This window comes from Parageobacillus thermantarcticus, assembly GCF_900111865.1.
Lineage (GTDB): Bacteria > Bacillota > Bacilli > Bacillales > Anoxybacillaceae > Parageobacillus > Parageobacillus thermantarcticus.
In genome coordinates this window covers 1-12,634 of the sequence record NZ_FOJS01000059.1, presented here as the reverse complement: position 1 = coordinate 12,634, position 12,634 = coordinate 1, and the positions used below count along the sequence as shown (strand labels likewise).

At 43.9% G+C, this 12,634-nt stretch carries 17 protein-coding genes; 6 read left to right on the top strand and 11 right to left on the bottom strand.

Translation table 11 applies throughout. The annotated features are described in order from the left end of the window. Positions 1-147 (bottom strand): UPF0236 family transposase-like protein (locus tag BM278_RS18480; protein ID WP_208601826.1); only part of this gene is annotated, 147 nt, incomplete at its 3' end. A 238-nt stretch (positions 148-385) separates the two neighbouring features. Between BM278_RS18480 and BM278_RS16470 the strand changes: the two genes are divergently transcribed. After that, entirely contained in the window at positions 386-1,357 is a 972-nt protein-coding gene (locus tag BM278_RS16470) for an asparaginase (protein WP_090951957.1), read from the top strand. A 32-nt stretch (positions 1,358-1,389) separates the two neighbouring features. Here BM278_RS16470 and BM278_RS16465 read toward each other — a convergent pair whose 3' ends face one another. The 5 genes from BM278_RS16465 to BM278_RS16445 all read right to left on the bottom strand — a co-directional run bounded on the left by BM278_RS16465 (position 1,390) and on the right by BM278_RS16445 (position 5,898). After that, a complete protein-coding gene (locus tag BM278_RS16465; protein WP_090951954.1) occupies positions 1,390-2,370 on the bottom strand; it encodes a YpdA family putative bacillithiol disulfide reductase in 981 nt (326 codons plus the stop codon). 89 nt (positions 2,371-2,459) lie between these two features. After that, entirely contained in the window at positions 2,460-3,746 is a 1,287-nt protein-coding gene (locus BM278_RS16460; RefSeq protein WP_090951951.1) for a Glu/Leu/Phe/Val family dehydrogenase, read from the bottom strand. Positions 3,747-4,008: 262 nt separating this feature from the next. After that, positions 4,009-4,599, bottom strand: a complete 591-nt coding sequence (locus BM278_RS16455) for a genetic competence negative regulator (protein ID WP_090951949.1) — start codon at positions 4,597-4,599, stop codon at positions 4,009-4,011. Positions 4,600-4,705: 106 nt separating this feature from the next. Next, positions 4,706-5,491 carry a metallophosphoesterase gene (locus tag BM278_RS16450; RefSeq protein WP_090951946.1) on the bottom strand — a complete coding sequence of 262 codons (786 nt, stop codon included), beginning with the start codon at positions 5,489-5,491 and terminating at the stop codon, positions 4,706-4,708. An 8-nt stretch (positions 5,492-5,499) separates the two neighbouring features. Further along, positions 5,500-5,898 carry a hypothetical protein gene (locus BM278_RS16445; RefSeq protein WP_090951943.1) on the bottom strand — a complete coding sequence of 133 codons (399 nt, stop codon included), beginning with the start codon at positions 5,896-5,898 and terminating at the stop codon, positions 5,500-5,502. A gap of 228 nt (positions 5,899-6,126) precedes the next feature. Here BM278_RS16445 and BM278_RS16440 point away from each other — a divergent pair, with 228 nt between their 5' ends. Genes BM278_RS16440 through BM278_RS16430 form a run of 3 tightly spaced genes read left to right on the top strand, consistent with a single transcriptional unit; the run spans position 6,127 to position 7,221 of the window. After that, positions 6,127-6,357, top strand: coding sequence for a spore coat associated protein CotJA (locus tag BM278_RS16440; protein WP_090951940.1), 231 nt, complete (start codon positions 6,127-6,129; stop codon positions 6,355-6,357). Further along, on the top strand, positions 6,354-6,614 hold the full coding sequence (locus BM278_RS16435; RefSeq protein WP_090951937.1) for a spore coat protein CotJB: 261 nt from the start codon (positions 6,354-6,356) through the stop codon (positions 6,612-6,614). The genes BM278_RS16440 and BM278_RS16435 overlap by 4 nt, the downstream gene beginning before the upstream one ends. Before the next feature lie 37 nt (positions 6,615-6,651). Beyond that, complete coding sequence (locus tag BM278_RS16430; RefSeq protein ID WP_090951933.1) at positions 6,652-7,221, top strand: manganese catalase family protein; 570 nt, start codon at positions 6,652-6,654, stop codon at positions 7,219-7,221. Positions 7,222-7,249: 28 nt separating this feature from the next. Here the strand turns inward: BM278_RS16430 and BM278_RS16425 are convergent, their stop codons facing one another. The 5 genes from BM278_RS16425 to BM278_RS16405 form a co-directional block, all read right to left on the bottom strand. After that, complete coding sequence (locus BM278_RS16425; protein ID WP_090951930.1) at positions 7,250-7,702, bottom strand: YpbF family protein; 453 nt, start codon at positions 7,700-7,702, stop codon at positions 7,250-7,252. Positions 7,703-7,789: 87 nt separating this feature from the next. Further along, positions 7,790-8,359: a LysM peptidoglycan-binding domain-containing protein gene (locus BM278_RS16420; RefSeq protein ID WP_090951927.1), complete on the bottom strand. Its 570-nt coding sequence runs from the start codon at positions 8,357-8,359 to the stop codon at positions 7,790-7,792. Continuing rightward, positions 8,356-8,961 carry a CPBP family intramembrane glutamic endopeptidase gene (locus BM278_RS16415; protein WP_090951923.1) on the bottom strand — a complete coding sequence of 202 codons (606 nt, stop codon included), beginning with the start codon at positions 8,959-8,961 and terminating at the stop codon, positions 8,356-8,358. The genes BM278_RS16420 and BM278_RS16415 overlap by 4 nt, the downstream gene beginning before the upstream one ends. A gap of 15 nt (positions 8,962-8,976) precedes the next feature. Beyond that, complete coding sequence (locus tag BM278_RS16410; protein WP_090951920.1) at positions 8,977-10,476, bottom strand: RecQ family ATP-dependent DNA helicase; 1,500 nt, start codon at positions 10,474-10,476, stop codon at positions 8,977-8,979. Next, complete coding sequence (locus tag BM278_RS16405) at positions 10,470-11,522, bottom strand: YpbB family protein (protein ID WP_090951918.1); 1,053 nt, start codon at positions 11,520-11,522, stop codon at positions 10,470-10,472. Before BM278_RS16405 ends, BM278_RS16410 begins: the two co-directional genes overlap by 7 nt. Before the next feature lie 258 nt (positions 11,523-11,780). Between BM278_RS16405 and BM278_RS16400 the strand changes: the two genes are divergently transcribed. Together BM278_RS16400 and BM278_RS18475 are read left to right on the top strand one after the other, a co-directional pair. Beyond that, complete coding sequence (locus BM278_RS16400) at positions 11,781-12,029, top strand: ferredoxin (RefSeq protein WP_090951915.1); 249 nt, start codon at positions 11,781-11,783, stop codon at positions 12,027-12,029. Positions 12,030-12,479: 450 nt separating this feature from the next. Then, positions 12,480-12,634, top strand: a 155-nt coding sequence (locus BM278_RS18475; protein WP_208601825.1) for a UPF0236 family transposase-like protein, incomplete at its 3' end; no start/stop codon positions are given.

The following is a 12,634-nucleotide window of genomic DNA, read 5'->3' as shown; positions in this document are numbered from 1 at the left end:
GTCCCGGGTTTCCGCCAATTGTCGGTCGATGTCCTCCAACAGAGCCGTAAACAGTTCGGCGAAGGCGTTTTGCAAGGCTCGAAACAAATCAAGTTCGATCTCTTTCCATGTCAACGAATTTGTGGTAAGATGTTGTTGAATATTCATGGGACTCTCTCCTCCTGTTTGATAGTGTGGTCAATGAATATCTTACCAGGGAGAGAGTCCTTTTTTCATGTTTCCTGCTTGGGATCCTACCGCGCTTCGCTTGGTGGCCCCGATGAGGGGGATTGCGAACCTACGTTCCCAACCCCCTCATCGGGGAATTCAAAGAATTTCTCCCACAAACATTTTACTCACACCCGTTATTTCATCATAGCAAAACTTTTTCAGAGGAGGAAGGATGATGAAAAAAATTCTTATTATTCATACAGGCGGCACCATTTCGATGAAAGAAGATGAAAAAACGGGTGCCGTTCGTCCAGACGAAACGCATCCGTTTCATGATGCAATCCCACCGTTAGCGAGCATTGCCGACGTTTATGTCGAAGAACTGTTCCATTTGCCTTCACCGCATATGACGCCGCGCGAAATGCTGCAATTGCGCAATCGAATCGAAGAAACAATCACAAACGAACAAATGGAAGGGATCGTCGTTACGCACGGAACAGATACGCTGGAAGAAACAGCATATTTTTTAGATTTAACCGTGCGAGCGGACGTACCTATTGTCGTTACAGGAGCAATGCGTTCTAGCAATGAAATCGGCGCCGACGGACTATATAACTTAATCGCATCTGTCAAAGTAGCCAAAAGCGAGGAGGCGCGCGGGAAAGGAGTGTTAGTTGTTCTTAATGACGAAATCCATACCGCTAAAAATGTAACGAAAACACATACGTCCAATATCGCCACATTTCAAAGCCCGCAGTACGGGCCAATTGGCATCGTCACTAAACGTGGGGTATTTTTCCACCATGCTCCAATAAAACGAACGACTTATCCAATCACCAATATCTCTAAAAACGTGATTTTATTAAAAGCGTATGCTGGCATGGATGAAGCGATCTTTCAGGCGATTCAAACACTTCCGCTCGACGGAATCGTGATCGAAGCGCTAGGACAAGGAAATCTCCCGCCGCGCGCCGCTAAAGGCGTCCAGTCTTTGATTACAGCTGGCATTCCCGTCGTGCTTGTATCTCGTTGTTTTAACGGCATTGTACAAGATATATATGGATATGAAGGCGGAGGAAAACAGCTGAAAGAAATGGGAGTGATTTTTTCCAACGGGTTAAACGGACAAAAAGCGCGCATTAAGCTGCTTGTTGCGCTGGAAATAACAAACGATCTGCAAAAGCTGCAAGAAATGTTTATGGAATAAGAAAAAGGGGCTACAAAAACAGCCCCTTTTCGTTATTGCCTTTTTTCCTTTTCCCGTTTTGCGATGCAAGCGGCAATTTGCGCGCCGTGAAAGCGCCCGTTTTCAATAAAAATTTCATTCGCGTCATTTCCAGCGGCAATGACGCCCGCGATAAAAATACCGCGCACATTCGTTTCCATCGTTTCCGGATCATAAAGCGGCCGGCCTGTTTCCGAATCGACCCCAACTCCCATCTTTTTCAAAAATTCATGGTCAGGATGGTACCCGGTCATAGCGAATACAAAATCGTTTTTAATTTTTTTGCGTTCGCCTCCCACTTCGTAAATGACGGCATCCTCCGTAATCTCTTTGACATGGGCGTTAAACTCCATTTTAATAATTCCTTTGCGAACGAGAGAGTCAAATTCCGGTAAAATCCAAGGCTTAATGCTTGGCGAATATCCGCTTCCCCGATACAATACCGTGACGCGCGCGCCCGCCTTGACAAGTTCTAGCGCCGCGTCCACGCTCGAGTTTTTTCCGCCGATGACGACGCAATCGGTATTGTAATACGGATGCGCTTCTTTAAAATAATGCGTTACTTTCGGCAAATCTTCCCCCGGTATGTTCATATAGTTTGGGTTGTCATAATATCCGGTGGCAATAATAACATATTCGGCCCGGTACTGTCCTTTTGTCGTCCGCACAAGAAATGTTCCGTCATCTTGCTTTTCCACTTGTTCCACTTTCTCAAACGTTTGCACGCGCACTTCTTTTCTCGTGACGACTTCTCGGTAATAAGCGAGCGCCTGATTTCGCTTTGGCTTTCGATTTTCCGTAATAAACGGAACTCCGCCAATTTCAAGGCGATCGCTTGTGCTAAAAAACGTTTGATGGGTCGGAAAATGATAAATCGAATTAACGATATTTCCTTTCTCTATTACTAACGGACGATAACCGACATCTTGCAAAGCAATGGCCGCCGCAAGCCCACAAGGACCGCCGCCAACAATAATGATCTTTTCTTCTTTCATTGCACAGTTCACTCCTTAGCTAATTCAAAAAATCCCCTATCATATGATAGGGGATTTTTTGGCATGTTGCAAATATGTTTGCTTACTCTTTATACCCAGCCGCGGAAACGGCACGCTTCCGCCATTTTGCGAACGCCAACCATATAAGCAGCTAGCCTCATGTCAACGCGGCGCGTTTGCGCCATTTCATACACGTTATTAAACGCTTTGACCATGACTTTTTCCAGCCGCTCTTCCACTTCTTCTTCCGTCCAATAATATCCTTGGTTGTTTTGCACCCATTCAAAATACGACACAGTCACACCGCCGGCGCTCGCTAGTACGTCTGGAACGAGCAAAATGCCGCGCTTCGTTAAAATTTCCGTCGCTTCTAACGTCGTTGGGCCGTTTGCCGCTTCCACAACGATGCTCGCTTTAATATTTGGCGCGTTTTCTTTCGTAATTTGATTTTCAATCGCCGCCGGCACTAAAATATCGCAATCAAGTTCTAGCAATTCTTTATTCGTAATCGTGTTTTTAAACAATTTCGTCACCGTGCCAAAGCTGTCCCGGCGCTCAAGCAAATAGTCAATATCTAAACCGTTTGGATCGTAAAGCGCCCCGTATACGTCGGAAATGCCGATAACTTTCGCGCCAGCATCGTGCATAAATTTCGCCAAAAAGCTTCCTGCGTTTCCAAATCCTTGGATGACCACGCGGGCACCTTTCAAATCAATTCCGCGTTTTTTCGCCGCTTCGCGAATGCAAATGGTAACCCCTTTTGCCGTCGCCGTTTCTCGGCCATGCGATCCACCTAGCACCAACGGTTTTCCTGTAATAAAGCCAGGTGAATTAAACTCGTCAATGCGGCTATATTCGTCCATCATCCATGCCATAATTTGCGAGTTCGTAAAAACATCTGGCGCAGGAATATCTTTTGTCGGACCGACAATCTGGCTGATCGCGCGGACATAGCCGCGGCTTAGCCGCTCTAATTCACGGAATGACATCGTGCGCGGATCGCAGACGATTCCGCCTTTTCCCCCGCCATATGGCAAATCGACGATCCCGCATTTTAAGCTCATCCAAATAGATAACGCTTTCACTTCTCGTTCCGTCACGTTTGGATGGAAACGGACGCCACCCTTTGTTGGACCAACGGCATCATTATGTTGGGCACGGTAGCCGGTAAAAATTTTTACAGTACCGTCGTCCATACGTACAGGAATTCTCACTGTTAACATGCGAATCGGTTCTTTAAGCAGTTCATATACTTCCTCTGGGTAACCCAGTTTTTCTAATGCTCTATGTATAACGATTTGCGTCGCCGTTAATACGTCATATTGTTCTTCTTTTTCTTCCAGATTTTCTTCGTTGGTACGCTTGTCGGCTACCATACGTAAACCTCCTATAAGCTCGCTATGGTTAATTGATAACGTCACCTTTCTTCATGTCATAGTATACACCTTCTTTTCATTTATGCAAAGGAAAAAAATAAAATGCCAAGCGATTTATGGCTTTTTACAACCATTTACATCGTTTTTATATGAAAAACAGTTTTTTTCATAATTGTATATTTGTTTTCCTTGTAGTCTAGCGTCGAAAAGAAAAAGATAAAAAGTCAGACCCCTTGTCCACATGACGGAGTCTGACGAAGCGTTAACAAGCCGGAAAATAGCGAACAAGTTGTTCAATGGCGCGATGCTCGATTAGTTTTTTTCCATATTCTTGCACACGATGTATCGTTATCGTGGAAGGGCTGGCAAATTCCGCTAACAAAGCGACAAAATTATCGAGCGGAATCGGCGGTTCCTCGGCGACATGTAAATAAAAGCGATTTTGATAGGAATAAAGCGTTCCGTCCAAGCAACCGATCGCGTAAAGGCGATGAGCGAGCTGAATGACATCCTCGAACGTCTGAAATTCGTAAAATATGTCATCGCTCTCATCGAGCGTTACTTGCATTTCAATATAATCGTCCGCGAACTCTTCCTCCGTATCGTCGTATTCGCCCTCACTTGTTACGATAACAACCATTCCCTGTGCCGGTAAAGAGTATACTTCCACCGCGATCGACCCGTTTACTTCAAAGCCGAGTTCCTCGCTTGCTTCCTCAATCATGTCGCGAAACAATTGATGAACTTTAAACGTGTCTTTCCATAAATCTTCTTTCGTTAAACCACGATCCATTAAATCGTCAAACGTAAGGAAAATTTTAATTTTATTGTGGGTTAAGCGCTCAAGACGCATCAACACCCCTCCTTACCTACACAGCCATCTCTTACGGTTATTGTATGAAATAATTCGTAAATGGTTCGTTTGTTATTATTATTGAGTTTACATCGTTTGCAGCCATTTAGACAAGCATTTTTTCTCCATCTTCTTCAGATGAACGAATGGTAATCAAATTTGTTTCTGCAGGAGCCCCAAGCCGGAGCGGAATGTTCGTCGTCCCGTACCCGTTGCTGACGTAAACCGCCGTTCCGTTCACGTTTTTTAATCCCCCTTTTTCATACAGCCCGAACGACAAAAAGCGAATTTGCCCTCCATGCGTATGTCCGCTGACGACAAGGGAAATGCGGTGCTCGGGGCGAAGGCGCTGGACGATTTTCGGATTATGCGAGGCGAGAATGCGGAAGGCGTTCTCATCCACTCCTTGAAGCGCTTCCTCCAACCTTGCTTTGCGTTTGCTCACGTCTGCCACCCCGATGAGCGCAAGCTTTTCCCCGTTTGCGGATTGTAGCACAACAGCGCGGTTTTCCAATATATGCACCCCTTCTTCGAGCAAAAGTGAGTGCAAATCATATTCTGCTTCGTAATCATTATTCCCCCAAATAAAATAAACCGGTCCGATCATTTTTAAACGGCGGATATTTTCCTTGACGCGCGCGGCAGGCACCCCTTTTTCCGTCAGGTCCCCGCCAACTAGCACAATGTCCGCCTCCCCTTTTATTTCCTCGACGATTTTTTTCGCTAATGTCCTCCTGTGAAGATCAGAAATAAAAAAAATGGAAAACGCCCGAAAACTGTTTGGAAACTGCGGAAATGCCAATTCAATGCGAACAACGCGGTTTCGATGCGCTTCCCACCACATGTAAGCCAATAAGCAAAGAAAAACAAAAACGACGATCCAAACCAACATAATGCCTCCTATAAATCCCGTTTGTATCCGCGAGAACGACGAAAGTCCAATGATATCATACCATAAATAAAAGCGAAAATAAAAAACAAAACGGTTAGCTTCGTCTCCGATTGAAACAGCCAATAAAAACTTCCCGACGCGCCGCAACAGCTAATCAGCCACTCCCCCCAGCGCACTTGTTTTCGCTGTAACCATAAAATGACCCCAGCCATTATGGTACGAATTACCACTGCATTGGCCAAAAAACCAATTAAAAAACAAACCATCGCCAAAAACGACCGGAGGGGGTTGAAAATAAGTTCGGTAATAAAATGAACGAAATGAAACGGAGTGACCGGCGGCAGCCAATGAATCATCAAATACCCACACAAAAATCCGACAACAACGCAAAACAGATGAAACAACATTTTCCTTCCTCCCTTTTTCTTCGATCAAGTCGGAAGTTTGTGTAAAAAGAAGCGGCAAAAAGCAGTTGGGTTTTTCCGAAACCTAAATTCTCGCTGGGCCAGAAGTGAAATTTACACAATAATCAGGACTTGATCTTTTTCTTACATGTATTCATCAAAAAAGGGAGGCATGAATAAAACGTAACAGTCATAAATATAGACTGAAATTCTGCAAAAAGGAGGTTTCTTATGTTTACGACCAGAAAACAATATGAACCTTATATAAGTCCGTTCGACCCTTGCCCGCCGATTCGCGTCAAAACATATGTTACCGCACCGAATCAATATGTCGGATTTCAGCCGCCAAACTTGCCGCAATTTCCATTGCATGAAGCGTTAAAAAAAGGAACTCTTTGGAAAATTTTTTATGATCCATATTATGGCCCGTATGAAATGAAACGCAAAGGTGATCAACAATGAAACAGGTGTCAAAAGAATATTATGAGCTTTTGGAACAGCTGCAAACGGTTGATTTTGCCCTCGTCGAACTCACATTATACCTCGACACCCATCCTACTGACTATCAAGCCATCCAACAATTTAACCAGCTCGCGCAAAGACGTAAACAATTAAAAAAACAGTTTGAATCCGCCTATGGACCGCTTCAGCAATTTGGAAACAGCTATTCCAACTATCCGTGGAACTGGGATGATGCCCCTTGGCCTTGGCAAATATAACAAAAAAGCAACGCGCCAGAAAGGGAGGGAATGAAAGATGTGGATTTATGAAAAAAAATTGCAATATCCCGTCCGCGTCAGCACATGCAATCCGAAATTAGCAAAATATTTAATTGAACAATATGGTGGGGCAGACGGGGAACTTGCCGCTGCGCTCCGCTATCTAAACCAGCGCTATACGATTCCCGACAAAGTGATCGGCCTGCTTACAGATATCGGAACAGAAGAATTAGCGCATTTGGAAATGATCGCAACAATGGTATATAAACTAACGAAAGACGCAACGCCAGAGCAATTGAAAGAAGCAGGGCTGGATGCACATTATGTCGATCATGATCGCGCTTTATTTTATCATAACGCCGCCGGCGTCCCATTTACGGCGACGTACATTCAGGCAAAAGGAGACCCGATTACCGATTTGTACGAAGATATTGCAGCAGAGGAAAAAGCGCGAGCAACATACCAATGGATTATTAACATGAGCGATGATCCTGATTTAAACGACGGGCTCCGCTTTTTGCGCGAACGGGAAATCATTCACGCCCAGCGTTTTCGCGAGGCCGTCGAAATTTTAAAAGAAGAGCGCGACCGGAAGAAATTTTTCTGATGAAAATAGCTGAATGGGAGAGCACCATTCAGCTATTTTCGTAATACAGGTTAATATCATACTCCTTTTTCATCAGTTCAAACAGTTTATGCCTTTCTTTCCATTGTTGCTCTTCTTTCCATAAATCGGTGCTTTTTTGAATGATTTCACAGCGAAGCGAGTGAAATTCTTCTTCGGCTTTATCACATTTTCTTTTATAATATAAGCCGGCCCAATACGATGTAAACAACCATAATAATATATACAAATGCACCGTTTTCCCGAAAAACGCTTGAACAAACGCCGCCCATGTGCCGCTTGGAACAACCAAATCAACTAAAACGTAGATGAAAAATGAAGTAAATCCACTAAAAGCAACAAGTTGCAAAAAAATCGCATTTTTCTTTAAACGTTCCCATTTTCGCTTTTTTTCAATCACAGCAAGCAGCATTTGCTTCGTTACTTCATCAATGTAAAGATTTTCGAAAAATCCTTTGCTCACGGCCGAATCCCCTCATTTTTTAGCAACCTCTAGTATAAACGTATGTACAAGTCTACTTGATTAGACCAAAAAATCGGGGATCCGCCCTTATTTTTCCACGTCCACCATTGGAATTTGCAGTACTTGTCCTTTATGAAGCTGCATGCTTTTTAAATGGTTCCATTTTTTGATAACTTCCATTCCTTTATCACTTTGATAATATTTCATCGCAATGCTATATAGCGTTTCATTTTCTTGCACCGTGTGTGTAATCGTTTTTTGCTTTTTTGGATGCCCATCTAAAGCTCCATTTTCTTTTTGTCCGTCTGATGGAGGACGATCTTTTTTCCGCACGCTAGATTCGCTTGATGGCAGCGCAGTTCTTTCCTCGGCGGGAGCAATATCAATTTGTTCGTAACTGCCCGTCTCGCTGCGCGTTACGACGGTTACGATTTTTGAATCGTTATTTGCATAATAAATGCCTAACATTAAAACCGGGAGGGAAATAAAAAACAGCGCTAACAAACGGATAAGCGGATATTTTAACTTCCATTTCGCTCGCTTTTTTGCTTTCTTTCGTCTATGCACCTCTCTGCGCGGCGGAAGCGACAAGACGTCCTCACGCTTTTGTTCCGCTGGCCCGCGCCATGCACCTTCTGCTTGTTCGTGCTGACTCACACACGATCGCCCCCGTCTTTTTGTTTCATGTTGCGAACATAATCAAGGCGAATATGAACCGCCAAAATAAAATCGATCAGGAAATGGGCAAAAATCGTCACCCAAAGGCTGTTTGTCCATTGATAAACATATCCGAGAAAAAAGCTTAACAAGACGACCATCGCAAATAAAAACAACTTTTCCAAATAGCGCACGTGCAACAATGCAAAGATGATGCTTGCAACAAACAAGCCAAAATGCGTTTGGATGACGCCGCGAAACAGCAGCTCTTCGCTAAATGCGATCAATAAACATAAAAAAAAGATATGCGGAATCGACCGATTTTCAAAAATTTTTTCGTTAATTCCTCCATCATCATACCAATGCTCCGGCAAATAGCGCATTGTCAAAAAATCGATGGCTAAGACAATAACAGCGCTCCCTCCGCCATACGTCAGCACCGTGGTGGCATCAAACTGCCAAATTTTTTGGAATGTCGAAATATCAAAAAGAAAAAATCCAGCAATAGCTGACACGACAATTAACAATAACTGGGTAACATATAAATGAATGAGTACTTCGCGGTCGCTCATCATGCGGATTTGTTCACTTTGCCGCCTCATCTAAACACGCCTCACTTAAAAGAAAATTCGCTTTAATTCCGCTTGCCAGCCATGAAAATGAAACTCCTTTTTCTCCGTCTCCACGCGCAAGTAACCATCCAGTGGAAATCCGCACCGGTCGCAACATAAATCTGGTTTTTTCTCCAACGATTGTTGAAACGCGCGAACGATTAACTCCCGTCGGCATGAATGATGAAAAATCCATTTTACCATTTCTAAGAGCTTTTTTCGTTTCCATCGTCTGCGTGATTCGATCTTCTCTATTAGCTTTTCATACAAAGCAGCAACCTCTTGTTCTGTCAGCGGTCGAGGTGAGGAAGCGATCCCTTCTGTTTCCAAAAAATACATTAAAATCCGTTTCTGCACATCTGTCAACGAACATGCGCTCATTTGCTGTTCTAAACTATCTGGCGCCGCGCCATATAACAGCAAGCTTTCGCATAATCGCTTCACCTGTGCATCTGTTGGCAATTCCGTTTCCATAAGTGATTGTACCATGTCCTCATCGCCATTGGTATACAGTAAAATCGCAATGCTCCTTTTTCCATCGCGCCCAGCTCTTCCAATTTCTTGCAAATACGCCTCCATTTGACCGGGCATATGAAAATGAATGACAAAACGGATATTTTCCTTATTCACTCCCATGCCAAACGCGCTCGTACAGCAAACGATGTCCAATTGGCCGCGCAAAAATTGCTGTTGGACGAGCATCCGCTGTTCGGAATCCATTCCTCCATGATAATAGGCGACTCGCTCGATTCCTTCCCTTTGCAACTGTCGCGCCGTTGTTTCCGCCCATTGCCTGCTTGAAAAATAAACGAGCCCCGGCCCTTGCAACATTTTGACATAATCAAACAGCTTGTTTATTTTTTCATGAATAAACTCCGTTTTTTCTACTTTGATCGCGATATTCGGCCTGTCAACAGAGTGAATGTGCCGGCGCAGCGGCTGAAGCTGCAAAATATGGACAATATCATCCGTTACCTCAGGCGGCGCGGTGGCAGTTAACGCCAAACAAGTTGGAGAGCCGAGATGCTTGCGGATTTCCCCCAACTTTAAAAAATCAGGGCGAAAATCGTACCCCCACTGGGAGATGCAATGCGCTTCGTCGACGACAAACAAGGAAATGCGGATGTTCATCAGCGCGTGAAGCAGCCGTTCCGACTGCAGCATCTCCGGGGAAACGTAAATAAACCGAAATTCATGCAGCCGCTCGATCGCTTTTCTCTTTACTTCCGTTTCTAAAAAACTATTAAAGGCGATGACTCTCTTTTCCCCACGTTGCCGAAGCTGCTGCACTTGGTCTTCCATCAACGAAACGAGCGGTGAAATAATTAATACACTGCCTTTTAGTACATATGCGGGAAGCTGATAGCAAAGCGATTTGCCTCCACCTGTTGGCAGCATCGCCAATACATCATATCCGCGCAAAATGTCTTCAATAATTTCCCGCTGCCCTTTTCGAAACGAGTCATAACCGAATTTTTCGCGAAGCAACTGTTCTAATGTCACCACATTTTCCCTTCCTTTGCCAACACGAGGCGAATTTCAAAGTAGCTGACATCGTCAGCGATCGCATCGCGAATCACTTTTAATTTTCTCGTTCGCAACTTTCGCACCGTTTCCATAATTTTTTCCGCCTTTTTCTCACTGACAAACGGCCAAATGGAAAATTGCGGAATATTCGCCGCAATCTCCACGACATGGTCTTCAATGGTGCTTCGTTTTAAACGGCGCAACTTGGCGATTTCCTCAATCGATTTTCCGCGCAAGAGCCATTCATACGTTTTTCGTGTCGAAAACGTCAACGGTATAGGCAATGACAAATCATGCATTAATTCATACAAAACGGATGGCTGTTTTGCTTCCGCTGTAGCCATCATATAATGCAACACATTTTGAAATTGAAAGTGGACGTATACCGGGTCTTTTTGCAATAAGGATGCGATTTGTTCATTTGTCCAGCCGATTCGCTCAAAGCTCGTCAAGCGCAACGTAAACACCGTTGCTTCTTCTTCCGAAACAGAAGAAAGAATGTCATATATTTCTTCATAAAGCGTTTGCGCCAATTCCCGCGCCATTTTTCTTTGCGATAATAAATACTGCTTCACCCAAATGAACGTTTCCTCATGGCGGTGAATCGGTTCGAAACGGGTGCGATGAAGCACGTTCGATAACGTTTGTACAAGCAAAGATAGACGGTACCAAAACCATTTTTCCGATGCATGATACCGCCATCCGTTGAGATGAACAGGGAAAAATGCTTGCCGCATCTGTTCATTGAACTGCCTTCTTCCTTCTTCTGTCAACACATAGGAACGATTTTGCACAGGGGAAATCAAGCCGTTTTCCAGCAGCTGTTCAGCTAATGCCTCGATATCGTTTAACGTGGCTTCTTTCCATGTTCCAAAAAAGCGTTCTAACTGAAACCATTTGCTATCTTGCAACGTTTGCGACGACTTTTTTCCAGAAAATAGATGATATATCGCGGATAAAGACCGTTCTCCGTTGAAACGGTGTAAACAAAATAACATCAAAAACGATGCATATCCGCTTTTCATCCGTGTCGCTCCTTTATCAAACGTTTGGAATATACATCATTGTAACAGAAACATCTGCTCAATTTCTCATATAAAGTTTTCTCGGTTTAGAAAAACGGAAAATGGGAAATGTAAAAATGGCCATGTTTGAAAATAGCGACATTTTTATATTGAAAAGTTATAAAAACCGTCTTATTATAAGAAGTGAAGTTCATTTCCGAGTATATTACACGGAGATGACACATCCGTTTGAAATAGAATTTGAGGAGGTTTTTATTCATGCCAAAATATACGATTGTCGATAAAGAAACTTGCATTGCATGCGGTGCATGCGGTGCCGCAGCTCCAGATATTTACGACTATGACGAAGATGGCATCGCATACGTAACACTTGACGACAACCAAGGAATCGTCGAAGTGCCGGAAATTCTTATTGACGACATGATGGATGCATACGAAGGATGCCCGACGGAATCCATCAAAGTCGCAGACGAGCCGTTTGATGGCGATCCAAACAAATTCGAGTAATAACAATCCCCCTCTTGTATGGAAATGCAAGAGGGATTTATTTATATTTTAGAATGAATTTTTATGCATTCGCTGTGAATAATACTTTTTTCATAAGCAGCATTTGCTCATTTTACCGCCTGCGAAATTTTTCATAGTGTTTGCGCTAAAATCCATTGCCGACATGCGCGCGCATCATCCGTTGTCAATCTGCTTCCGTCAGCTGAACGGTTTTTTTTCATAAAAAGCGACAAAAACAGGAACATCTAGTTTCATTGTGTGAGTAAAATGTTTGTGGGAGAAATTCTTAGAATTCCCCGATGAGGGGGTTGGGAACGTAGGTTCGCAATTCCCCTCATCGGGGCCACCAAGCGAAGCGCGGTAGGATCCCAAGCAGGAAAGATGAAAAAAGGACTCTCTCCCTGGTAAGATATTCATTAACCACACTATCAAACAGGAGGAGAGAGTCCTATGAATATTCAACAACATCTTACCACAAATTCGTTGTCATGGAAAGAGATCGAACTTGATTTGTTTCGGGCCTTGCAAAACGCCTTCGCCGAGTTGTTTACGGCTTTGTTGGAGGACATCGACCGACAATTGGCGGAAACCCGGGACAAGCGCCG

What these genes read in the sequence shown, in the direction of transcription:
- BM278_RS16415 (WP_090951923.1), bottom strand. Translation starts at nt 8,961, where the DNA reads ATGAGGCGGCAAAGTGAACAAATCCGCATGATGAGCGACCGCGAAGTA.
- BM278_RS16400 (WP_090951915.1), top strand. Translation starts at nt 11,781, where the DNA reads ATGCCAAAATATACGATTGTCGATAAAGAAACTTGCATTGCATGCGGT.
- BM278_RS16460 (WP_090951951.1), bottom strand. Translation starts at nt 3,746, where the DNA reads ATGGTAGCCGACAAGCGTACCAACGAAGAAAATCTGGAAGAAAAAGAA.
- BM278_RS16450 (WP_090951946.1), bottom strand. Translation starts at nt 5,491, where the DNA reads ATGTTGGTTTGGATCGTCGTTTTTGTTTTTCTTTGCTTATTGGCTTAC.
- BM278_RS16455 (WP_090951949.1), bottom strand. Translation starts at nt 4,599, where the DNA reads ATGCGTCTTGAGCGCTTAACCCACAATAAAATTAAAATTTTCCTTACG.
- BM278_RS16430 (WP_090951933.1), top strand. Translation starts at nt 6,652, where the DNA reads ATGTGGATTTATGAAAAAAAATTGCAATATCCCGTCCGCGTCAGCACA.
- BM278_RS16445 (WP_090951943.1), bottom strand. Translation starts at nt 5,898, where the DNA reads ATGTTGTTTCATCTGTTTTGCGTTGTTGTCGGATTTTTGTGTGGGTAT.
- BM278_RS16465 (WP_090951954.1), bottom strand. Translation starts at nt 2,370, where the DNA reads ATGAAAGAAGAAAAGATCATTATTGTTGGCGGCGGTCCTTGTGGGCTT.
- BM278_RS16470 (WP_090951957.1), top strand. Translation starts at nt 386, where the DNA reads ATGAAAAAAATTCTTATTATTCATACAGGCGGCACCATTTCGATGAAA.
- BM278_RS16435 (WP_090951937.1), top strand. Translation starts at nt 6,354, where the DNA reads ATGAAACAGGTGTCAAAAGAATATTATGAGCTTTTGGAACAGCTGCAA.
- BM278_RS16440 (WP_090951940.1), top strand. Translation starts at nt 6,127, where the DNA reads ATGTTTACGACCAGAAAACAATATGAACCTTATATAAGTCCGTTCGAC.
- BM278_RS16405 (WP_090951918.1), bottom strand. Translation starts at nt 11,522, where the DNA reads ATGAAAAGCGGATATGCATCGTTTTTGATGTTATTTTGTTTACACCGT.